General features: G+C 55.7%; 27 protein-coding genes. 10 read left to right on the top strand and 17 right to left on the bottom strand.

Annotation, left to right across the window (positions count from 1 at the left end; genetic code table 11):
- The first annotated feature begins 22 nt into the window (after positions 1 to 22).
- From MICA_RS08680 to MICA_RS08660, 5 genes are all read left to right on the top strand, one after another.
- Complete coding sequence (locus MICA_RS08680) at positions 23 to 349, top strand: hypothetical protein (RefSeq protein WP_014103368.1); 327 nt, start codon at positions 23 to 25, stop codon at positions 347 to 349.
- Entirely contained in the window at positions 346 to 1,827 is a 1,482-nt protein-coding gene (terL, locus tag MICA_RS08675; protein WP_014103367.1) for a phage terminase large subunit, read from the top strand. The genes MICA_RS08680 and terL overlap by 4 nt, the downstream gene beginning before the upstream one ends.
- A gap of 5 nt (positions 1,828 to 1,832) precedes the next feature.
- Positions 1,833 to 2,156: a hypothetical protein gene (locus tag MICA_RS08670; protein WP_014103366.1), complete on the top strand. Its 324-nt coding sequence runs from the start codon at positions 1,833 to 1,835 to the stop codon at positions 2,154 to 2,156.
- A 1-nt stretch (position 2,157) separates the two neighbouring features.
- Entirely contained in the window at positions 2,158 to 2,643 is a 486-nt protein-coding gene (locus tag MICA_RS08665; protein ID WP_014103365.1) for a cell wall hydrolase, read from the top strand.
- 135 nt (positions 2,644 to 2,778) lie between these two features.
- Positions 2,779 to 3,354, top strand: coding sequence for a 3TM-type holin (locus MICA_RS08660; RefSeq protein ID WP_014103364.1), 576 nt, complete (start codon positions 2,779 to 2,781; stop codon positions 3,352 to 3,354).
- Positions 3,355 to 3,356: 2 nt separating this feature from the next.
- Here the strand turns inward: MICA_RS08660 and MICA_RS08655 are convergent, their stop codons facing one another.
- From MICA_RS08655 to deoA, 3 genes are all read right to left on the bottom strand, one after another.
- Positions 3,357 to 3,584 carry a hypothetical protein gene (locus MICA_RS08655; protein ID WP_014103363.1) on the bottom strand — a complete coding sequence of 76 codons (228 nt, stop codon included), beginning with the start codon at positions 3,582 to 3,584 and terminating at the stop codon, positions 3,357 to 3,359.
- A gap of 261 nt (positions 3,585 to 3,845) precedes the next feature.
- Positions 3,846 to 4,748 carry a DMT family transporter gene (locus MICA_RS08650; RefSeq protein WP_014103362.1) on the bottom strand — a complete coding sequence of 301 codons (903 nt, stop codon included), beginning with the start codon at positions 4,746 to 4,748 and terminating at the stop codon, positions 3,846 to 3,848.
- A gap of 1 nt (position 4,749) precedes the next feature.
- Positions 4,750 to 6,078 (bottom strand): thymidine phosphorylase, encoded by a 1,329-nt coding sequence (gene deoA, locus MICA_RS08645; protein WP_014103361.1) that lies wholly within the window; start codon positions 6,076 to 6,078, stop codon positions 4,750 to 4,752.
- 128 nt (positions 6,079 to 6,206) lie between these two features.
- On the opposite strand from deoA, the gene nhaA reads away from it, so the two are divergent.
- Both nhaA and MICA_RS08635 read left to right on the top strand, forming a co-directional pair.
- Positions 6,207 to 7,550 carry a Na+/H+ antiporter NhaA gene (gene nhaA, locus MICA_RS08640; RefSeq protein ID WP_014103360.1) on the top strand — a complete coding sequence of 448 codons (1,344 nt, stop codon included), beginning with the start codon at positions 6,207 to 6,209 and terminating at the stop codon, positions 7,548 to 7,550.
- Positions 7,544 to 9,019 carry an NADP-dependent isocitrate dehydrogenase gene (locus tag MICA_RS08635; protein ID WP_014103359.1) on the top strand — a complete coding sequence of 492 codons (1,476 nt, stop codon included), beginning with the start codon at positions 7,544 to 7,546 and terminating at the stop codon, positions 9,017 to 9,019. Before nhaA ends, MICA_RS08635 begins: the two co-directional genes overlap by 7 nt.
- A 20-nt stretch (positions 9,020 to 9,039) precedes the next feature.
- On the opposite strand, the gene MICA_RS08630 is transcribed toward MICA_RS08635, so the two are convergent.
- From MICA_RS08630 to MICA_RS08610, 5 genes are all read right to left on the bottom strand, one after another.
- Positions 9,040 to 10,101, bottom strand: a complete 1,062-nt coding sequence (locus tag MICA_RS08630) for a hypothetical protein (protein WP_014103358.1) — start codon at positions 10,099 to 10,101, stop codon at positions 9,040 to 9,042.
- A 104-nt stretch (positions 10,102 to 10,205) separates the two neighbouring features.
- Positions 10,206 to 11,270, bottom strand: a complete 1,065-nt coding sequence (locus MICA_RS08625) for a hypothetical protein (protein ID WP_014103357.1) — start codon at positions 11,268 to 11,270, stop codon at positions 10,206 to 10,208.
- Positions 11,271 to 11,401: 131 nt separating this feature from the next.
- The gene (locus tag MICA_RS08620) at positions 11,402 to 12,418 is read right to left on the bottom strand and encodes a hypothetical protein (protein WP_014103356.1); all 1,017 of its coding nucleotides are present in this window, start codon (positions 12,416 to 12,418) and stop codon (positions 11,402 to 11,404) included.
- 68 nt (positions 12,419 to 12,486) lie between these two features.
- On the bottom strand, positions 12,487 to 13,350 hold the full coding sequence (gene folD, locus MICA_RS08615; protein WP_014103355.1) for a bifunctional methylenetetrahydrofolate dehydrogenase/methenyltetrahydrofolate cyclohydrolase FolD: 864 nt from the start codon (positions 13,348 to 13,350) through the stop codon (positions 12,487 to 12,489).
- Positions 13,351 to 13,360: 10 nt separating this feature from the next.
- On the bottom strand, positions 13,361 to 13,669 hold the full coding sequence (locus MICA_RS08610) for a YggT family protein (RefSeq protein ID WP_014103354.1): 309 nt from the start codon (positions 13,667 to 13,669) through the stop codon (positions 13,361 to 13,363).
- 209 nt (positions 13,670 to 13,878) lie between these two features.
- Here MICA_RS08610 and MICA_RS08605 point away from each other — a divergent pair, with 209 nt between their 5' ends.
- Both MICA_RS08605 and MICA_RS08600 read left to right on the top strand, forming a co-directional pair.
- The gene (locus MICA_RS08605; protein ID WP_236619887.1) at positions 13,879 to 14,544 is read left to right on the top strand and encodes a hypothetical protein; all 666 of its coding nucleotides are present in this window, start codon (positions 13,879 to 13,881) and stop codon (positions 14,542 to 14,544) included.
- 48 nt (positions 14,545 to 14,592) lie between these two features.
- Positions 14,593 to 15,312, top strand: a complete 720-nt coding sequence (locus MICA_RS08600; RefSeq protein WP_014103352.1) for a hypothetical protein — start codon at positions 14,593 to 14,595, stop codon at positions 15,310 to 15,312.
- On the opposite strand, the gene MICA_RS08595 is transcribed toward MICA_RS08600, so the two are convergent.
- The 9 genes from MICA_RS08595 to ccmA all read right to left on the bottom strand — a co-directional run bounded on the left by MICA_RS08595 (position 15,276) and on the right by ccmA (position 21,433).
- The gene (locus MICA_RS08595) at positions 15,276 to 15,842 is read right to left on the bottom strand and encodes a tetratricopeptide repeat protein (protein WP_014103351.1); all 567 of its coding nucleotides are present in this window, start codon (positions 15,840 to 15,842) and stop codon (positions 15,276 to 15,278) included. The genes MICA_RS08600 and MICA_RS08595 overlap by 37 nt on opposite strands.
- The gene (locus MICA_RS08590) at positions 15,839 to 16,240 is read right to left on the bottom strand and encodes a cytochrome c-type biogenesis protein (protein WP_014103350.1); all 402 of its coding nucleotides are present in this window, start codon (positions 16,238 to 16,240) and stop codon (positions 15,839 to 15,841) included. Before MICA_RS08590 ends, MICA_RS08595 begins: the two co-directional genes overlap by 4 nt.
- Positions 16,237 to 16,785 carry a DsbE family thiol:disulfide interchange protein gene (locus tag MICA_RS08585; protein ID WP_014103349.1) on the bottom strand — a complete coding sequence of 183 codons (549 nt, stop codon included), beginning with the start codon at positions 16,783 to 16,785 and terminating at the stop codon, positions 16,237 to 16,239. The genes MICA_RS08590 and MICA_RS08585 overlap by 4 nt, the downstream gene beginning before the upstream one ends.
- A 2-nt stretch (positions 16,786 to 16,787) precedes the next feature.
- On the bottom strand, positions 16,788 to 18,701 hold the full coding sequence (locus MICA_RS08580; protein ID WP_014103348.1) for a heme lyase CcmF/NrfE family subunit: 1,914 nt from the start codon (positions 18,699 to 18,701) through the stop codon (positions 16,788 to 16,790).
- Positions 18,698 to 19,162 carry a cytochrome c maturation protein CcmE gene (gene ccmE, locus MICA_RS08575; protein ID WP_014103347.1) on the bottom strand — a complete coding sequence of 155 codons (465 nt, stop codon included), beginning with the start codon at positions 19,160 to 19,162 and terminating at the stop codon, positions 18,698 to 18,700. The genes MICA_RS08580 and ccmE overlap by 4 nt, the downstream gene beginning before the upstream one ends.
- On the bottom strand, positions 19,152 to 19,301 hold the full coding sequence (gene ccmD, locus MICA_RS08570; RefSeq protein ID WP_014103346.1) for a heme exporter protein CcmD: 150 nt from the start codon (positions 19,299 to 19,301) through the stop codon (positions 19,152 to 19,154). The genes ccmE and ccmD overlap by 11 nt, the downstream gene beginning before the upstream one ends.
- A gap of 91 nt (positions 19,302 to 19,392) precedes the next feature.
- Positions 19,393 to 20,124, bottom strand: coding sequence for a heme ABC transporter permease (locus MICA_RS08565; RefSeq protein WP_014103345.1), 732 nt, complete (start codon positions 20,122 to 20,124; stop codon positions 19,393 to 19,395).
- A 4-nt stretch (positions 20,125 to 20,128) separates the two neighbouring features.
- Positions 20,129 to 20,794, bottom strand: coding sequence for a heme exporter protein CcmB (ccmB, locus tag MICA_RS08560; RefSeq protein ID WP_014103344.1), 666 nt, complete (start codon positions 20,792 to 20,794; stop codon positions 20,129 to 20,131).
- 3 nt (positions 20,795 to 20,797) lie between these two features.
- Positions 20,798 to 21,433, bottom strand: a complete 636-nt coding sequence (gene ccmA / locus MICA_RS08555) for a heme ABC exporter ATP-binding protein CcmA (protein WP_014103343.1) — start codon at positions 21,431 to 21,433, stop codon at positions 20,798 to 20,800.
- Positions 21,434 to 21,531: 98 nt separating this feature from the next.
- Between ccmA and MICA_RS08550 the strand changes: the two genes are divergently transcribed.
- Positions 21,532 to 21,801, top strand: a complete 270-nt coding sequence (locus MICA_RS08550; protein WP_014103342.1) for a hypothetical protein — start codon at positions 21,532 to 21,534, stop codon at positions 21,799 to 21,801.
- The last annotated feature ends 38 nt before the right edge of the window (positions 21,802 to 21,839 follow it).

Genomic DNA, 21,839 nt, shown 5'->3' with positions numbered 1-21,839 from the left:
CTTTAGGGAAGGCGTAACAAGAATGACAAATGACATGACGGGCGATGCGCGCGGGCGCGTCGCCCTTTTTTTACCCGATGCGCTGGCGCGGGCGCTCAATTCCTATCACGCGTTTTCCGGGGAAAATGTTCCGACGGATATCAAGGCGTTCAAGGAATACCACAATGCGTGCAAGGTCGCGATTGCGCATATCGATCTGCTGATCAAACTGGCGCGATGGGCGGATTTACCCAGTGCGGAAGATGGCCATGATGATCTGGCCGCCATGGTCAAAAACGCGGAAAGCGAATTGGCCGATTATCACGAAAAATTTGGCGAGGATGAAGGCGAACGGGAGGACGAAGAATGATCCAGAAAACCAACCCCATGGCCTTTCGTCTGTTCGTCGTTTTGTGGAACCAGCGTCAGGGGCTGGCCACGCCATCGGTGCATTTGTTTATGGCCACATGGCTGGAATCGGCGTGGCGCGCGGGCGATAATCGATTGTTATTAATGGCTTTTCGGTCGTGCGGCAAAAGCACTTTGGTGGGGTTGTTTGCGGCGTGGTTGCTGTATACCAATCCGGATTTGCGCATTCTGGTCGTGGCGGCGGAAACGTCGCTGGCACGGCGCATGGTGCGCAATGTGCGCCGGATTATTGAACGCCACCCGTTGACGCAAAATTTGAAACCAAAAAATGCGGACCAATGGGGTGCGGACCGGTTCACGGTCAACCGCGCGATGGAATTGCGGGACCCATCCATGGTGGCCGCGGGGATTACCGCGAACGCCACTGGCAGCCGGGCCGATGTGATTATTTGTGACGATGTCGAGGTGCCGAATACGTGTGATACGGCGGACAAGCGGCGTGATTTACGCGACCGTCTGGCAGAGATGGATTTTATCCTGACACCCGGCGGCACGATGTTGTATGTCGGCACGCCGCATAGCTGGTTCACGATTTACGCGGATAAGGCACGGAGCGAAATTGGCGAAGTACGTCCATTTCTGGATGGTTTTCGCCGTTTAAAAATCCCCGTTCTGGACCGTGATGGGAACAGCGCGTGGCCGGAACGCTACAGCGTGCAGGATATTGCCCGCATGCGTGCCAGCACGGGCGAAAACCGATTCCGCAGTCAGATGATGCTGGAACCTGTCAATATCGCCGAGGGGCGGTTGGACCCGGCGCGGTTGGTTCGGTATGGGGATGATGCGGTTTTTTCACCGGAATTGCGCCAATTGCATATCGGTGCGGCCCGCATGGTGTCGTGTGCGGCCTATTGGGACCCAGCGTTCGGGCGCAGTGGCGGGGACCGATCCGTTCTGGCCATCGTGTTTACGGATACGGATGGAAATTTATACCTGCACCATGTCCTGTATATGAATTGCGACGGTGCAACGGAAGATGAAGCCACCGCACAATCCCGCGCCGTAGTGGATGCCGTGAAACGGTTTCATGTTCCGGCGGTGACGATTGAAATTAACGGCATTGGTCGTTTCCTGCCCGCCATTTTGCGACGAGAATTGGCCAAGGGCCGTGTGCCATGCGCGGTGGTGGAGCATTCCAGTTCCCGGCCCAAGAATATCCGTATTCTGGAATCGTTTGAAACCGTCATGGCGGCGCGGTTGTTGCGCGTGCATGGCGATGTGTGGAAAACGCCGTTCCTGACCGAAATGCAGGATTGGACGCCGACACGCGATAATGGCGCGGATGACGGTCTGGATGCCGTGGCGGGGGCGTTGTCACTGCAACCCGTGCGGTTGCAACGGCTGGTTCCCGTATCGGGTGGTCCAACATGGCGTAGGGGCGGAACAACACACGAAGCCCGCACAGAATTTGAGGTGTAAAGGACATGGATAATTTTGCATTCGATATGAATTGGTGGGTCACGGCCATTCAAATTCCCGTTCTGGGCGGGATGTTCTGGCTGATCTGGCATATCCGCAATGAATCGGAAAACGCCGAACGGCATTTGCGGGATTTGATTGATACACGCCACAGCCAGATGCGCGAAGGGCTGGCGGCGTTCAAGCTGGAAGTCGCCAAAACCTACGCTTCGGTGACGGAGATGCGGGAGCTGGAATCCCGTTTGGTGGGGCATTTGTTGCGAATTGAATCGAAACTGGATGCCACCGCGTTGAAAACAGAAGCGCTGAACGCGCGGAAGGAGCGATAACATGGTCCGTTTTTTAAAGCCACAGGACAGTAAAACGCCAAAAACAACAAAAACCATTCTGGGCAGCATTGATGAGGATGCGGCGGTGGACATTCTGGCGCGCACAGTGTGGGGCGAAGCACGCGGCGAAGGCAGTGCAGGGATGCAGGCCGTGGCTGCCGTGATTGTCAACCGTGTGAAAGTGGCAGACGCGCATGGCGGAAAATTCTGGTGGGGCAACAGCATTATTGGCGTGTGTCAAAAACCGTATCAATTCAGTTGCTGGAACGACAATGACCCCAACCGGGCCAAATTGATGGGGGTAAGTGAAGCCGACATCCATTTCGCCACGGCCGTGCGTATTGCGCGACGGGCGGTGGCGGGGGTTCTGGATGATCCAACGTTTGGGGCCACCCATTACCATGCGGCGGGCATCACGCCGCCATGGACACGGGGCGAAAAACCACTGACGGTCATTGGCCGTCATATTTTTTACCGTGTGAATTAAGAGTTCCCCCTCCCAGAGGGAGGGGGTAGGGGGAGGGGATGGGATGGTGCCCATGATTGGCGTGTTTCGATCCCCCCACCCCAGCCCTCCCCCTTTGGGGGAGGGAGCATAAGGTTTTTTCAGGAGGATTGAACCATGGTTTCACCCGTTCTTTTACAAATGGGCCTGCCCGTTCTGGCCAGCATCGTGTCCGAGGCGTTGGGCACGATCAAACATCCGGCGGCGCAGGTGGCGTCAAAATCACTGGGTCAGGTGAGCGATGCACTCAGCATGGGCCAGATCACACCCGAGCAGATGGCCGAAGCCAACCGCCATGCCGAGAAAATGGCCGAGGTTGCGGCCCAGGAAAACGTGGCCGCGTATCAGCAGGTGAATGAATCCCTGCGCGCCGAAGTGGCATCCAGCGATCCGTATGTGCGGCGCATGAGGCCCACATTTGGATATTTGATGGCGCTGACCTGGGCGGCGCAAATGTTGGCGCTGGCCTATGTCATCGTGTTTGAAACGGCACAGGCGGATATTGTCCTGCAATCCATGGAGTCGCTGGGCACCATCTGGATGGTGGGATTATCGGTTCTGGGGATATATGTTTACAAACGCAGCGAGGAAAAGAGAATAACGCCATCACAGGGCGTTAAGCCGAGTATTAAAAATTCTGTCGCGCCTGCACCTTCTGTACAGACGCGACAGAATTACAAGGTCAATGAATAATATTAATGCAGGCTGGCTTCCCCGCACAAAGGTGCGCGGGCGGCGGCTTGCAGCATGGCGTAATAGACGCGACGGACGGTATCGGGGTCCAGATCGCTGACAGCCATGCCAGCATCGCACATATAAGTTGTCGGTTGTTCAGGGGTCAGGCGCAATCCAATATCGCGCAGGACGCGCAGGCCGGCGAAGAGGTCCGCATTCTGCGGTGTATTGTTGTTTTCTTTACTCATCTTCAATACTCCAGATCAGACGTAAGGGGGCTTTTGATGAACCTACTGCAAAGATCGTGCTAGACGAGGGGCCCCTATCCTTCGGATATAGGTTTTGGAAGGCTATGTGTTTGAATTAAGAAACTTCTTACATTCAAATATGCTGATATGCGTTTGTGATGAGCATATTAACGGCCTGACCCAGAGGATAGGGGAGTGGTAGCATTTTGGATGCAAAATGCAAAAAATGGCGCATTCGGCTTTGCAAAATGCTTGTAAGTTTCACGTAAGCTGTTGTTTATAATGGATATGTTCGCGCCATATCACATATAACCCTGCGCATGCGATGATCACCGATCCGGCGATGGTTGGGGTGGTTGGCAGTTGGTCGAACAGGATATAGCCCAAAAGAACACCCCAAATCATTTGCGTATAATGGAACGGGGCCACAATTGCGGTTTCGGACACGCGGGAAAACGCGGACGCGTAAAACAAAAACCCCAGGAATGACAGCGGCGCCAGCGCAAGGAACAAGGTGATGTCCAGCGCTGTGGCCGGCATCCGCATCGGTTCGCCCCAGATCACCATGGGCGCGTAAATAATGGTGCCGGCGATAAACGGAAAGAACGCATGGTGAATGGCGCGGGCCCCGGGGCCGATCTTGCGCACGATAATGGCGCCCATGCTGGTCAGGCAGGTGGCGATGAACGCCATAATCAACCCGATATTGTTATCCGCAAATTGCGGCCCGGCCAGAACGATAACGCCGATAAATCCGGCAATAATCGCCGCGATGCGGTGGATGCCAACCCTTTCCTTTAAAATCAGCATGGCCAAAAGCGTGACGATTAACGGAGAGAGAAATACAACCCCGTAAAAATCCGCCAGCGCAATATGTTGCAACGCCAGAATAATGCAGTACGCATTGATGGCCATTAAAACGCCGCGCGCGGTATAGAGCTTCCATTCAGCGGGTGCAAAACCGCGCCAGCCCTGTTTTGCCACAATCCAAAGGCCGCAGATCACCGCGCCGATGGCGGAGGATACAAACACGATTTGCGCCGCCGCATAATCCTGTGACAGCCATTTGGCCGTGGTATCAACCAGTGAAAAGAACGCCCAGCCCAGAATTCCCGCACCAATTGCGGACAGGTTGGTGCGGAAATGGTGATGTGTGGTGTTCATATCAGCGTGTAATCCGTTCGCGAATAATCGGATCGGATGAAAGGGCTTCACCCGGGGGCGCGATGGTGTAGGCGCGTTTGATAATCTCTTCGGCGCGTTTGATCTTGACTTCGTCCCGACCGACGATGACGCAGAGCGGGGCGGCGTCGCGGCCCACGCGTTCACCAATCGCGGCCATGGCGGCCATGCCGGTGCCGTGGTCGATTTTGTCGGTGACCAGACGGCGGCCACCATCCAGTTCAATGACGGCATAGCCAATCTGGCGGACATTGATGGATTGCACCACGCCGCCCTGATCGGGATAGACAGCATGTTCAATTGGGGCCAGTTTCATGTGTTTGTCGAACCGGTCGATAATATCGGACGGCCCGCCCAGGGCGGCGACCATACGTTCAAAGAAATGCGCGGCGCGGCCATTCTTTAAATTTTCAACACATTTCGCGCGGGCGTCTTCGATCGTATCCGCCAGTTTACCCAACAGCAGAAGTTCCGCAGACAGTTCGATGGTGACATCGTACAAACGTTGATCAATATTTTCATTGCGCAGGAATTCAATCGCCTCGCGCACTTCAATCGCGTTGCCGGCGGTGCGGCCCAGAACCTGATCCATATCGGTCATTAACGCGGTGCAGGGCAGGCCGCCACCATTGGCCACGCCGACGATGGATTCCGCCAATGCGCGGGCATCACCATAATCCTGCATAAATGCGCCGGACCCGAATTTCACATCCATCACCAGTCCATCCAGGCCCGCCGCCATTTTTTTCGACAGGATGGATGCGGTAATCAAATCGAGGCTTTCCACCGTGCCGGTCACATCGCGTACGGCGTACATGGTGCGGTCGGCGGGGGCCAGGTCCTTGGTTGCGCCAATGATGGCGCAGCCTTGTTCCTTGACCACTTTGCGGATTTTATCCAGCGGCGGCTGGCTGACATAGCCGGGTATGGAATCCATCTTGTCCAGCGTGCCGCCCGTATGGCCCAGTCCACGGCCCGACAGCATTGGCACAAACCCGCCACAGGCCGCGACGATGGGAGCCAGCATCAGCGAGACTTTGTCGCCAACGCCGCCCGTGGAGTGTTTATCCAGTACCGGGCCATCCAATGATTGGTCGGACCAGTCCAGCGTAATGCCCGATGTGGCCATGGCGCGGGTCAGGGCCACACGTTCAGTCACATCCATCGGGTTCAGGCAGGTGGCCATGCAGAAGGCCGCAATTTGCCCTTCGCCCACCGATCCATCGACAATACCACGGACAAATTGACCAATTTCGGCCTCGCCCAGCGGTTGGGCCTGACGACGGGCAATAATGATTTCCTGGGTCAGCATGCGATGATGTCCTGTTGGCTCTGCACAATCGTTGAAAAATACGGTATCCTGTCGTCCCAAGATTTAGCGGTTTTTCACCGTCTTGTCATCAATATCCATAATCTTATCCCGGAGTTTAAGGCAGGCCAATGGCATCACACCATTCCAATCACGGACCCCACGACCCCGATACTGAAAATGGCAAATCCATCGTCGTGATGATGCGGGATTTTTTCCGGCTGGAAGCGGCGGGCGGTATTGTATTGATTTGTGCGTCTATACTGGCGTTGATCATCGCGAACTCTCCGCTGAGTGGTCTGTATGATCACATATTAAATAATGTGAAATTCACTATCGGGTTTTCGGCGGCCGAGGGGTTTGACCTCGCGTTGCAGAAATCCGTGTTGTTGTGGATCAACGATGGGTTGATGGCGATTTTCTTCTTCCTGATCGGATTGGAGATTAAGCGCGAATTTCTGGAGGGTGAGTTGTCCAGCCGTGATCGGGCCTTGCTGCCGGCGCTGGCGGCGATCGGCGGTATGGCTGTTCCGGCGGCGGTTTTCTGGTTTTTGAACAAGGATTCGCCCGAAAATCTGGCCGGATGGGCCATTCCGTCCGCGACGGATATTGCCTTTGCGCTGTGCATTCTGACCCTGGTGGGAAATCGCATTCCGATCTCGCTGAAAATCCTCCTGACGGCTGTGGCGGTGATTGACGATCTGGGGGCGATCATCATTATCGCTATTTTCTACTCGCATGGTTTCAATCCTGAACCGCTTTATTTTGCGGCTGTGGCTTTGGCTGGATTGTTTGTCTTGAACCGTCGCAATGTGCTGCGTATCGCACCTTATATCCTTCTCACCTTCGTTTTGTGGATTGCGGTTTTGCAATCGGGCATCCATGCGACGTTGGCCGGTGTTATTGCGGCCATGTTTATTCCCCTGCATGGCAAGAAACATCCCGGAAAATCCCCGGCCAAGATGCTGGAACATAATTTGCACCCGTGGGTCGCATTTCTGGTCCTGCCGCTGTTTGGCTTTGCCAATGCGGGCGTGCCATTTGCCGGCATGGGGGTCGATGCCCTTGTTGATCCGGTCACGCTGGGGATTGCGCTGGGCCTGTTGCTGGGCAAGCAGATCGGCATTTTCGGCATGATTTTCCTGGCCATCAAAACCGGGCTGTCCCCCAAACCGCATAACGCCAACTGGACCCAGCTTTATGGTGTGTCCGTTATTTGCGGGATTGGTTTCACCATGTCGTTGTTTATCGGCGGTCTGGCCTATCACGATGTGCATATGCAGGCGGTGGTCCGTCTTGGCGTTTTGATGGGGTCGATCGCGGCGGCGGCGTTGGGGTATTGCATCCTGCGTTATGGCCCGACCAACATGCGACCCGATTGGCGTGGTAAGACGGCGGACGCGTCCCTGCATCAACGTATGACGCAACAGGTTGATTTTCTCTTTGGCAAACGAAAGGGCCAATCCAAATGGTAAGTACAAGTAAAACAAATCTGGTTCCCATCACTGTGGCACGGGGCGATGGTATCGGCCCGGAAATCATGGATGCGACGTTGAAAATTCTGGATGCGGCGGGCGCGGCGCTGGCGATTGAGGAAATCGCGATTGGCGAAGCGGTGTATAAAAGCGGCATCAAAAGCGGGATTGAAGATTCCGCATGGGATTCCCTGCGCCGGACCAAGGTGTTCCTGAAATCCCCGATCACAACGCCACAGGGCGGTGGGTTTAAAAGCCTGAACGTCACGGTACGGAAATCGCTGGGGTTGTTCGCCAACGTGCGCCCGTGCGTGTCCTATGCGCCGTATGTTGAAACCAACCATCCGACGATGGATCTGGTCATCGTGCGCGAAAACGAAGAAGATTTGTATGGCGGCATTGAATATCGCCATACACAGGACGTGGTTGAATCGGTCAAGATCATCAGCCGTCCGGGGTCCGAACGGATTATTCGCTACGCCTTCGAATATGCGCGTGCGAATGGCCGGAAGAAGGTCACCTGTATGTCCAAGGACAATATCATGAAGATGGCGGATGGTTTGTTCCACCGCACCTTCGATGAAATTGGCGCGGAATATCCGGATATTGAACAAAACCACATGATCATTGATATCGGGTCCGCCAAGGTGGCGGTTCAACCGCATATGTTCGACGTGATCGTGACCGAAAACCTGTACGGCGATATTATTTCCGACATTGCCGCCGAGGTCACGGGTTCGGTCGGTCTGGGTGGATCATCCAACGTCGGCACGGAATGCGCGATGTTCGAAGCCATTCACGGGTCCGCACCGGATATCGCGGGCAAGGGCATTGCCAACCCGTCTGGGTTGCTGCTGGGCGCGGTGATGATGCTGGTTCATATTGGCCAGAAGGATATTGCCACGCGGGTTCATAACGCCTGGTTGAAAACCATCGAAGATGGCATTCACACCGGCGATATTTACCGTTTGGGTAAATCGGTGGAGAAGGTCGGGACCGACGGGTTCTCCAAGGCTGTCATTGAGCGTATCGGTGCAACACCTGACAAATTACGCGCCGTTGATTACGGTGCGCCGGTGATTGGGGCCGCCGGGGGCATGGTTCTGCCGCCGTTGAAACCGCGCGTGACGCAGGACAAAAAACTGGTCGGCGTGGATGTGTTCGTGAACATTGACCAATGTGACCCGAACGGTCTGGCCGATCGTATTTTGGCCTTGGGCGTGAATGATAATGGCCTGGCCATGGAATCCATCGCCAACCGCGGGACCAAAGTCTGGCCCGACGGTCAGCCGGAAACATTCTGTTCCGACCATTGGCGTTTGCGGTTTATGAGCACCAGCGGCATCAAGCATGATGCCATTATGGCACTGCTGTCGAAATTCGATGCCGCCAACATTGATTTTATCAAGGTTGAAAACCTGTATAATTTTGATGGGAAACCGGGCTTTACCGCCGCGCAGGGTGAGTAATATTTTATAAAACAGATGAATTAGGGGCGCGGGCCAAAAATCCGCGCCTTTAATTTTTTGAACAGGGCGCAACCGCTGTTTTCATACGCTGCGCGCTGGGCCGGGTCGTCGGCCCAGGCCCCATCGTGAAAGCGGCGGTACAGGCGCCGGGTCATGGCCGTTTGGAACGCGAAAGCATCGGTTTCAATCGCCTGTGTACGATACAGCGATGGAATATTTCCGGGCATATAGCATTTTTCCCGGGTCAACAGATAGAAGAGCCGCGCGTCCCGATAATACGGATTTGATTGTTCGATCCGCCCGTCGTGAACCGCCATGGCCAGAGCGCCCTGAAACACATGCTGCTGTTCATGGTGCATCGCGCCGGCGGCCGCGGCAAAACTGCGCCGGAAAAAATAATTATCGTTGTGGGTATTGTAATAAATATGGGATCCCATGCGGTCCATGGCCGTGGCGATGACCGAGCCAGATGTGTTATTGAACACATTGCTGAAGGCATTGTGCTGGAACGCCAGAAAGAATTTCGGGTTCATATCACCATTTTTGCGCGTCATCGCAATATTTGCGAAGGACAATCCGGTCAGCATTTCACAACGCAGATCCCCAAGTTTTTGATGTTTTTCGTGCAAATGCTGTACGATTTTCAGGGCACGGATTTTTTGATCATCCTTCATCGTATGCCAGTTGCGTTGGGCATATTGCAATGTCTTGCTGCGTTTCATGGCGTCAGTGACATCATTCGCGACCTCGGCCATCTTGGTTTTATAAGCATCCGATAAACGAAAATGGTCCATTGCGGCGTGGATCAATGTAATGTCCAGCGGATAATATTCTTCGCGAACATAAGTGTTGGACGTCAGAGGGATGCCGCGGGCGGATAAGCGGGCCTGTTCGGCGCGCAGGATTTTGTATGTCAGGTTTTTTGCCAGCGTGATGCGGCTGAGATCATCGCCGTGGCGAATAATATTGATCTGATCTTCCAGAAGCAGTGCGTCGGCGGTCGACATGTGGCGCATATGCCGTGCCAGCAGGGTGACCAGCTGGGTCAGAGGATCAGAGTGGCCGTTATCATTCGCGTGCATAAGGGGGCCCTGCGCTAAAGTACAGGGTGCATATTATGGCAATAAAAAGAGGGCGGTCAAACATTCCGTGACCGCCCTCTAGTCCATTGAAATATTATGATTTATCAGGCTTCGGGGCCGCGAAACCATTTGCGGATCCGGCCAAAAAAACCGTCCAGCGTATAGCCATGGGCGCGGGCCTGGGCGGGGTCCTTGGCCCAGCCGGAGCCGGGGAAGGGGCGGCGCAAATGCGTTTCCATCAAATGTTGGAAGTCAAACGTGTCGCGTTCCAGGGCCTGTTTGCGATAGACGCTGTAAATCGATGGCGGGACGTAGCAATCATGCATTCGCAGGCGATAGAGCAATTCGGCATCCTTGTAATACGGGCTGGCCGGATCGATGCGCTTTTCGAAATAAGCCAGCGCCAGAGCGGATTGAAAAGCGTGCTGCTGTTCATGGTGCATCGCGCTGAGCGCCGTAGCGAAGCCGCCGCGCATAAAGCTGTTATCGGGGTGAATGTTATAATTGATGATGCTGTCCGGTGTGCCGAACATCCAGCCCAGAGCCTTGCTGTTAAAAATGCTGTGCAGGCTGTCACTGTGCGAGGCATATCCAAATTGCGGATTGTGTTGCCCGTCGGGCAGGGCACGGGCCTCGTTGTTGAAAACCACGCTGATGTTCTGGCTGGTTTGAATGCCATCCAATTGCTGAACCTGGGCGTGAATTTTCTGGGCTTTGCGCAAAACGGTTTTTTTCTGCGCCAGATCCATGCCGCTCCAATTATGCTGGGCGAATTGCATGTCTTTATCGGCGGCCATGGCCACGGCGATATTATTGGCGATTTCACGCATTTTCAGGCGGTATTCACCCGAATATTCAAAATCGGCGCAGAGTTTCAGCATCAGATGAATCTCGACGCCGTAGCGGGATTCGTCGACCGGGGTTTGCCACATGATCCCTTCCGGTGCGTCGCCGTTGGGGAAGAGGATTTTTTCTTCCTCGGCAAAGATGTAGTCGCGCAATTCCTGTATCAGACCCAGTTTTTCATCGGCGCTGCCGGATTTCAAAATCCGGTTATAGCGGTCGAACCGGGCCCGCAACGTGGGCATGTGGCTGTGAAAGGTTGAAGACAAAAACCGGGTGTTATCGCTACCCTGATTGGATAGCGAGGCGGCGTTTTGATTCATCATGTGGCTTCGTGATCCCTGTTCGAGAATCGTGATTATTATTTTTATGATGTGCGATTGAAGTTATGCACAAAAAAATTGTACGCGAGGATTCGCGTTTGATCAAGCGTGACAGGTCTTTTCGGGATTATGGTTTATGCGCGCAAGCGTAAGGACAGGCGTTCCTGCATCCGGTTCTGGATGTAATGCGTGTCCTGTTCCTTGTGCTGGATGCGGTAAATGCTTTGGATCGCATGGGTGATGTAGGCGCGTTCTTTGTGGAGTGCCCACATGATTTCAACATCGTGCGCGATGGGATGGCATTTGGGAATGCGTCCCTGGGCATACGCCAGCATCAGGGCCGATTGCATAACGTGATGTTGTTCGTGATGCACGGTGGATGCGGCGCTGGCAAAATCCCGCGCCAGAAAATTTGTATCCGCGTGCGTGTTGTAAAAAATTTGCGGGCGCAACGGTGGTGCCACGCCACTTTTTTGAATGCAGGCCTGTCCCAAGGCGCTGACGCCTGCGGCTTCGTCCAGATTGTCGCTTTGATAGGCCAGAACGATGGTGGCATGGGCCCCCGGTGCGGCGGGCGGCGTGCAGGCGCTTTGGTTGAACTGCATCGTCAGTGTCGGGGGTGCCTGAACCCCGGCGATGTTTTGCGTTTGCGCGTGGATTTTCTGAATGTGGTTCAGGGCGGTTTTGCGGTATACCGGGCCCAAATGCGGCCATGCGGCCTGGGTCTCGCGAACGAATTCGCTGCGCTGTAAGGCGGCGTGAATGGTGTCGACGGATTGGTCCAATTCGTTCAAATACGCATCGGAATAATCCAGCGTCTTGATAATCCGGCGCATCAGGGCAATTTCGCGCGTGAATTTCTTTTCATCAATTGCGTACCCGATAACGTCCGGGACAGGCAGGTTTTGGTCACGCAAAGATTGCCGTTCAGCGGCGTGGATATAAAGTTGCAGGTAATACAGGCTGGCGGCTTTTGCTTCCAGATCGGCGGAATCAAGGCTGTGATCCGCATCGTCGAGAAATTCCGCGTGCTTTTGAATCAGCACGCCATTCCTGAGCGCGATCATGCCTTCCCGGTCGCCATCTTTTTTGATGGGAACGGGCAGTAAGGCTTCGTCTTCATTATTATTGTTTTTATCTTGTCCCTGCATGGCGGGGAGTATGGCCAAATCGGCCAATAAATGACAAGGAAATTGTGCCAACCCAGCGTTTGAGCGGGTTAGGCGGTGATTTGTTGCGCCGCCGCAACCGTGTTGGCCAGCAGGCAGGCAATGGTCATTGGCCCGACACCGCCCGGCACCGGGGTGATGGCGGAGGCGCGCGGGACGACGGATTTGTAATCAACATCCCCGGTGATGGTGCCATCCGGGCGGCGGTTGATGCCGACATCGATCACGATAGCGCCGTGTTTCACCCAATCGGCCTTGACCATGCCGGCGTGTCCCACGGCGGCGACCAGAATGTCGGCCTGTGCGCACAGGGCGGGCAGATCGCGGCTTTTGGAATGGGCGGTGGTGACCGTGCAATTCTGGGCCAATAATAATTGCGCCATCGGTTTGCCGAACAAAATGGAACGGCCCAGAACAATGGCGTGCAATCCGGTTAAATCCGTGCGCACGGATTGAATCAGTTTCAGGGCCCCCTGTGGCGTACAGGGAATCATCGCATCCGGCGCGCCGGATACCAGCTTGCCGATATTCAACGGGTGCAACCCGTCAACATCCTTGGCCGGGTTTATACGATTGATCAGCGCGCGTGTATCAATGTGCGCGGGGTTCGGTAATTGTAATAAGATTCCGTGGATTGATTGATCGGCATTCAGCGTATCGATGAATGCGTCCACCGCACTCTGGGTCACTGTGGCGGGCAGGCGATATTCCGCGCTGTGGATACCAACGGATTCACAGGCACGAATTTTATTGCGGACGTAGATATCAGACGCCGGATCGTCGCCGATTAAAATAACCGCCAGACCGGGCAGAACCCCGCGGGTGCGCAAAGCCGCCACATCACCAGCGATCGATTGCCGTATGGTAGCGGCAATCATTTTTCCGTCGATGATGGTGGCGGCCCTGTTCGTCATTGTTGATGACTTAGCCTGTAATCGTAATGGCCGGTGCGCTGAAGAATATGCTGGCGATTACGCTTTGCAGCAGATAGATGCCGAAGATGATGATGATTGGCGTAATATCAATCCCACCAATCGGCGGAATGAATTTGCGCAGCGGGGCATAAACCGGTTGCGTAATGCGTTCGATCAGGCGAACCAGATTGCCGGCCTGCGGGTTACGGGTGTTGATCACATCAAACGCGATCAGCCAGCTGATAACGACGCCAGCGATGATAATAAAAAGGTAAATATTCAGTAACGTGATCAGCAATTGTCCAATGGCATGCATCATGGTCAAAAATCCCCGTATTCAGCCAGTTTCAGGTGCGCCCATCATAGTATGACAGGGCCAAAGATAAAAGGGCGAACGGGCGAATTTTCTGATAAAATTAGGGGGTTATGCGGATAAAGGTGCTGTTTTTTGCCGCCCTTGTGTGCGGTTTTGGTGTGTGCGGTTTCGGCATAGTGTGGCCGGCTGACCTGTGGGCGGCCAAGGGGCCGGTGGAATCGTATCCCTTGAAAATACGCAATGGCAAAATGGTGTGCCCGCCGGGTGTCCCGCCGGTTATCAATATCAATCCGGTCAGCAACCCCATCCAATATGATTTTTCGAAAAAATCGGCGGATTTAACCGCCGCGATGCGCCGTGAAAATAATTACAATCCCTATGCCGGCATGGCCGATACCGCGACGGGTGGCATGCGCCATGACGAAGTTGTGACATCGCTATCCATCGAATGGCAAATTTTTGAAAGCCCCGATCTGGGGCAGGCCTGCATGCAATATAAAAGTGTGAGCGTGACCGTCACATTGTCCCCCGTCGTTTACGTTGCCCAGGAATTTTCAAAACCCCCGTGCCGTGATGCGGTGATTGAACATGAATTAAAGCATATCGAAGTTGATCGCCGGATCATGAATGCGTATGTGCAGGCTGTGGGGACGCTGGTGAAGCGGGCGGTGGATCAAACCGGCGTGATCGGTCCGGTTTCCATCGCCGCGGTTGAAGATTACAAAACCACTACGCTGGAACAGGTCAAACAGGCGATGCGGGATCGCAAAGCCGCGTTGGAACAGGATCAATATAATTTACAGGCCGAGGTCGATTCACGCGCCGAATACGACCGGATCAGCGCCATTTGTAAGGGGCCGGTCAGGCTGGAGCGGTAACTTATCTATATTATAAGTTACTGATATATTCAAAAGGCGTATTTTAGAATGGGTCCAGAAATGTTGCTGGAATCAATACAGGCCGGGTTAATGGCCTCGGGGTTGTGGTTGGCGACGGGCAGTGTTCCCGGATGCCCCGTTCCGCCTGTTCCGAATGTCAGTGTCTATGCGGTGACTGCGGCGACCAAGATTGACGATTCCCTGCCGATGAATGTGCTTGAAACGTTTGAGCTGGATACAGACACAGCCAAATCGGCCACCAACATGTCGCACGCGAAAACAGGCGGTGTTATGCGCGGGACAATCGGAATTGAATACAGCATTGAAATGGATTGGCAGCCAGCGGAAACCGGTGGATTAAGTTGCCTGCATTTTTCGGAGGTGAATATTATCCTGACGCTGGAGCCGACAATTTTCATTGCGCGTGATTTCGCGCGGGGCGGGTGTGTTTATAATGCCGTTCGGGACCACGAAATGGAACACGTTGCGATTGATCGCACCGCGATTGAAGCCTATGCCGCGCAGATTGGCCGGGCGTTTGATTTCGTGTTCGAAGTGGACGGCAACCGTCAATCCCCACCAATCGCCGATAACGAAGTCACGGTGATGCGCAGCCGCATGCAACAAGCGGTCATCAACCAGACGGAACAGATTTTACGCGATATGTATGCCGATCGCATGGCGCGGCAAAATGCGCTGGATTCCCCGCAAACCTACGCCGAATTGATGCGTCAGTGCCCGGATGCCGTGGCGGAAATGGCGCGCTGAATATCGGTGCGAATGGGGTGGCCTTTGGGCGCGAATTTTAGGGCAGCTTCCATCTCCTTGCGCGCTGCGTCCATCGCGCCGGCCTTTTTTTCTTCCGCTATTTTCAGGCCATTGCTGAAATAGGCCGCCGCCAGTGCGAGTTGAATGTCCGCATTGTCCGGGCGCAGCGCGTTGGCGCGGGTCAGATGGGGAATGGCATCCTGCGGCCGTCCCGATTCAATCTGGATCGTACCCAGGCGCAGCAACAGGCCCGTATTATCCGGCTCCCCCGACAAAGCCTGCAATAAAACCAGTTCTTCCTGTTGTTTCAGGCGGATTTGCGCGCGCGGATTATCCGGCGTTTCAAACGCGGCGGCCCGGGATGGCGTGTCGGGTGATCCCAAAAACAAATATAGCGCCAGAACGCAAATTGCGCCCGTGATCAGCAATTTAATACCGGATTGCCATGTGGTGGCCGATTTCATCAGTGGGTCGGACAGGGCAACCATGATGATGGCGGTGACGATGGCGGTGATAACAAACAAAATCATGATGGATCGTCCATAGTGGATGCGCGGCGTAACGACCGCGCGGCAACAAAGCCGCCGATAACAAGAATCAGAACCGGCATGCCCCACAATATCCATGTGCGCGGATCCAACGGCGGTGTCATCAAAACAAAATCGCCATAATTACGGTGCAGTTCGTTGATAATATCGCTGTCGGTTGCGCCGGATTCAATGCGGTCGCGGACCAATTTGCGCATATCGCGGGCAATGGCGGCGTCGGATTCCGCAATCGTCTGATTCTGGCATACGACACACCGCAAATCATGGAACAACGCTTGCGCCCGACGTTCCTGTGTCGGGTCGGCGAGAGCCTCGCGCGGGTCCTGCATCGCCCATGCGGGCGCAGACAGCAAAATAAGAAAGAGAAAAACGCGGATCATGGGGCGTTTTCCTGTTTGATCAAGGGTAGGACCAGGCCATCAATGTCCGCTTGTTGGATCGGCCCGGTGATGCGGTGGCGGATGATGCCGTCCATATCAATGATGAAGGTTTCGGGTGTTCCGCTGGTGCCCCAAGCGATGGACAGGCCGCCATCGGGGTCGTTCAGAATGGTGTCAAACGGGTTCCCCAGCCGTGTGAGGAACGCATCGCGCTTTTCCGGTAAATCGCGAACATTGATGCCGATAATCATGACGTTGTCCATTGTCGCCATGGTTTTCAGCATAGGATGTTCGGCTTCGCAGGGCGGGCACCAGCTGGCGAAAAAATTCACCACGCGCACCGGGCCGGGGCCGCGGAAAACCGTATCGACAATCGCGGGGTCAAACCCGTCGGCAGTGTAGGCGGGGGCCTGTTGGCCGATCAGGGGACTGTTCAACACGGAAGGATCAGTGCCCTTTAACAACGGCACAACAGCCAGCGCAATCAGGAAGCCGAGCAAAACGAGCGGCAGGAGGAAGTATAGGCGTTGCGTGTTTGTTACCATGGTTATGATCCTCCTTTGTCTTTTCGATGCTGTCCGAACAATGCGAAAACTCCGCCCATAGCGATCAGGGCAAAACCGCCCCAGATCAGGGCAACCAACGGGTGGGTGGTGGCGCGGATGATCCACCCATTCCCCGGACCGGTTTGGTCCATCGTGTCCTGTTGCCCCAGTACGACGTAAATATCATCGCGCAGGGATGTGTGGATGGCGGCCTCGGTCGTGGCCATGCCGCCGACCGGGTAATAGCGTCGTTCGGGCGACAGCTTGATGGCGGTATCGCCCGTGCGTGCCGTGACATGCGCCATGATGGTGGAATAATTCGGGCCAAACCCGGCATCCACGGACTCCAGCGTGATGGTCCAGCGTCCGGCGGTCAGGTGTTCGCCCGGTTTTAAAATCTGCGCCGTTTCAATTTTCCACAGCGTGGTACCCACAATACCAATGACGGCCACGCCCAGTCCGATATGAGCCAGCCGCATGCCCCAGCCCGAGAGGGTGAGTTTTGCCCGGTGCGCCCATGTGTCGGCCAGCGTGGTGATGATGGCCCACAGGCCAAGCGCAAAGCCACCCAAGACGATAAAAGATGTTTCCGTTTGAATCGCGAAGATTAAACCAACGATGGCTCCGGTGATCAAGGCCGCCGTGGTCAATTGCCCGCGCACAGCGGTTAAGTCGGCTTTCTTCCACGCCAGAAAGGGTCCAACCCCCATCAGCAGGATCAAGGGCACGGCCAAAGGCAGGATGGTGGCATTAAAAAACGGGGGGCCCACAGAAATTTGCCCGGCATTCAGCGAGGACAGGATCAGCGGGTATAACGTACCGACCAGAATGGTGGCCGCCATTGCCGTTAAAATCAGGTTGTTGAGGACCAATGCGCTTTCGCGGCTGACCGGTTTGAACCCGGCATCGCTTTTCAAATCCGGGGCGCGCAGGCCGTAGAGCAGGAACCCGCCACCCGCAAACACGGCCAACAGGCCGAGGATAAACAATCCGCGCGATGGATCGGTGGCAAAGGCATGGACCGATGTTAAAACGCCGGAGCGCACCAGGAACGTGCCGAGCAGGGAGAAGGTGTAGGCGAGCAGGGCCAGCAAAACGCTCCAGCGCGGCAACGCCCCGCGATGGCGCGTGATGATGATGGAATGCAGCAATGCCGTGCCGCACAGCCACGGCATCAGCGATGCATTTTCCACCGGGTCCCAGAACCAGAACCCGCCCCAGCCCAGTTCGTAATACGCCCACCATGACCCAAGCGCGATGCCCGCGCTCAACCCCGACCATGCGGCCAGAACCCACGGGCGGACGAGGGCGGCCCAGTCGCGGTTGATCGCGTTGGTCAGAAGGCCCGCACACGCAAAGGAAAACACAATCGAAAACCCGACATAGCCCAGATAAAGCAGCGGCGGGTGGAAGGCGAGGCCGGGGTCCTGCAGCAACGGGTTCAAATCCATCCCGTCGGCGGGCGCGGGGTTCAGGCGCGTAAACGGATTGGATGTAAACAGGATAAAGGCCAGAATGCCCACCCCCTGCATTCCCTGTACGGTCAACAGCATGGCGCGCATGGCGTCCGGCATGGCTTGGCGCAGGGATAACGCGCCGAACAAAGCAAGGATCAGCACCCACAGGACCATCGACCCTTCATGGTTGCCCCATGTGCCCGCGATTTTATAGAGCAGGGGTTTCAGCGTGTGGCTGTTATTCACGACCAGAGTGAGAGAAAAATCCGACACCACGAAAGAATAGATGAGTGCGGCAAAGGCGGCGGTGATGGTCGCGCACTGGAACACAGCGGCGCGGCGGGCCACGACCAGCCAGGCCTCCATTCCGTCTTTACGCGCTTTCCACCCCGCGGCCATTTGCAGGGCGGCGCAGAACAAAGCGAGGATCAACGCAAAATGGCCGAGTTCCGCAATCATTGTTGTGGGGCCTCTTGTTTTTTGGCTTCAATGGCATCGAAATGCGGTTTCATGGCCTTGGCCACTTCCGGCGGCATATAATTTTCATCGTGCTTGGCCAGCAATTGCGTGGCGATAAAGACATGGTCGTTATTGATCGTTCCGGTGGCGATAATGCCTTGGCCTTCACGGAACAGATCGGGGACGATTCCGTCATATTCAATCACGACATTATTTTCATTATCGGTGATGGTGAAGCGGGTGATGGTGCCTTCACGTTTCACGGTGCCATACACAACCATGCCGCCGACGCGGATCGGACGGCCACCGGCCAGGGGCCGCGCACTGGTGGAGACCAGATCGGTGGGGCTCATGAAATAGGTGACATTTTGGCGCAGGGCGAACAGCAGCAATGCGGTTGCGACCGCCACACCCAGCAGAATAAGAACCAGAGCCACCAAACGGCGGTGTTTACGCGTCATTCTCGTCATCTTTCTTGATTTCGTGGGCGCGGACATAGGTGGCGATAACCAGAACGCTCAGGACAATTGCGGCAAAACCATACGATCCCCAGACATAGAGGCCGTAACCATTCATGGCGATAAAGGTTTCGAAATCCATCTTTCTTTCTCCTGTCGTCCCCCCGGCGAAGGTCGGGGTCCATCCGATCTATACTATGGATACCGGCCTGCGCCGGTATGACGGGTGTTGTTTATATCGATTCTGCCTGCATCCGCAGGGCTTTCATCCGTATCTTCCGGTGCGCGATGACAATGTTCAGGCGCGCCAGCGCCAGGACGATAAACATCGCCGTAAACGCACCCGCCATCAGGAACAACGGCGTCATCATGCTGGGGTCAATTGCGGGGTTAGCCATGCGCGTGATGCTGGTGATGCTGGCCGGTTGGTGCAGCGTGTTCCACCATTCGACCGAAAATTTAATGATCGGCAGGTTGATCAGGCCAATCGCCGCCAGCCATGCGGAGGCGTGCAAACCCTTGTCCCGGTCGTCATAGGCCAGATCGAGCGCGAAAATCCCGACATACAGGAAAAACAGGACGAGGACGGAGGTCAGCCGCGCATCCCACACCCACCATGTGCCCCATGTGGGCATGCCCCACAAACTGCCCGACACCAGACAGATGGCGGTGAACGCCATGCCGATGGGAGCGACGGCGCGAATCCACAATCCGGCCAGCATATGTTTCCACACCAGCATGACAATCCCCGCAACGCCCAAACTGGCATACGCCATCAACGCCACCCATGCGGCGGGGACGTGCACATACATGATCCGTACGGAATCATGTTGCTGATAATCCGGTGGGGATGAATACAACGCGGTGTACAGACCCGGGATCAGCAAGGCAACGCACAGCAGGGCCATCAAGGGTGTGACGATGCGGCTGATGCGGTTAAATCGTGTGGGGTTGGCCAGTTTCATACTCTTATCCTCTCGCCATACGCAAAGTGGCCGCCGTGACCAGCGGTGTCAACGGCGCGGCCAACGCCACGCACGCCCATAAAATCGCCATCGGCATGGTGGCATCCATTTCGGTAGCCAGCAAATGCAACGCCGCGCCGGAAAAAATCAGCACAGGGATATAAAGCGGCAAAGCTAGCACGGCCAACAACACACCGCCAAGGCCAGAGCCCAGACTTAACCCCTGAACCGCCGCCCCGATGAAGGTCAGCAGTAATGTCGCGGGCAGGAGGACGCCGAGAACAGAGTCAACGAACGGCAACGGCGCATTCAAAATCATCGCCATAAGGGGACAGAGGAACAGCAGCGGCAAGCCCGTGACGATCCAATGTGCCACAATCCGACCGGCGGTGTAGAGCGAGAGCGGTGCGGGGGAAAGAATCACAGCATCGAGCGTGCCATCCTCGGCATCATCGCGGAACAGGCGATCGAGATGGATCAGCGTGGCCATGAGGGCGGCCGCCATCAACACGCCGGGCGCAATGCGGGTCAATAAATCGGGATCGGGGCCGAGGGCCAGCGGAAAAATCGTCACCAGCAGGATGAAGAAGGTCGGCACCGCAATCATCCGCGCCGGGTTGCGGCGGGCCAGCGTTAAATCACGTTTGATTGTGGCGGTCAGGGGCAACATGATTTACGCGACCTCCGACATCAAATGATAATCGGGGGAGAGCGGGATGATCGTGCTGGTTCCCCATCGCGGCGGGCGGTGCGTGGCGACAATCGCGCATCCGCCATCGCCACAATGCGCGTGCGTGAGGGCGATCAATTCGTCCGCCGCATGATCGTCCAACGCTAGCGCCGGTTCATCCAGCAACCAGATCGGACGTGGCGCCAGAAACAAACGGCACAAGGCCGTACGACGGCGTTGCCCGGTGGACAGCGTGCCGACGATGCGGTTGGCCAGATGCGCAACTTCCATCCGGTGCAGGGCGGTGGCGATCATGTCGCCATCGGCGCGCACGCCCATCATGGCGGCCCAGAAGGTCAGGTTTTCGGCAACGGTCAACGCGAGCTTGAACGGGTTATCCGGTGCGATCCAATGGATCAGCGGGGCGCGGTCTTCGGGGTCCAGTTCAATCCCATCGAACAGGATCCGGCCCGCATCCGGCGTGATCAGTCCGGCAATGGTCTGGAGCAGGGTGGTTTTTCCGCTGCCATTCGCACCCGTCAGCGCGGCCAACTGCCCCGCCGGAACGGCAAAGGACAGGCCGTGCAGGACCGGAGTTAACCCCCGGTGCAACGCCAGATTTTCAGCGGATATCATCATGGGGGAGGTTGTAGCGTGGGGGTGCCCCGGGGACAAGGGGGCGCACCCTGTTTTCCCTCGTCATCCCGGCGAAAGCCGGGATCTTCCGGCCATAAGGGATGAAGACCCCGGCCTGCGCCGGGGTGACGGCTATCGCTGTGCGGGAAAAGAAAAATCCGCCGCCCGGGGAAGGCGACGGATTTTTTAAGAAGCTGGAACCATTTGCGAAGGAGGAAGCTGGAAAACTTCACTCTCACCCTTCAAGCTTGACGGCCAAATATGGCCAAATTAAGGGGCGTAGACCAAAGAATAAGGCAAAAATTGGCGGATTTCTGCGGTTTTTTGTTAGGGTTTTGTTAAGCGGTTTGGAACAGGGTTTTGATTTTTAACAGTTTTGGTGGTGGCCCAGGCGGGTGGGGCAATTGTG

The organism is Micavibrio aeruginosavorus ARL-13 (assembly GCF_000226315.1).
GTDB lineage: Bacteria > Pseudomonadota > Alphaproteobacteria > Micavibrionales > Micavibrionaceae > Micavibrio > Micavibrio aeruginosavorus_B.
This window is presented reverse-complemented; position numbering and strand designations above follow the sequence as displayed.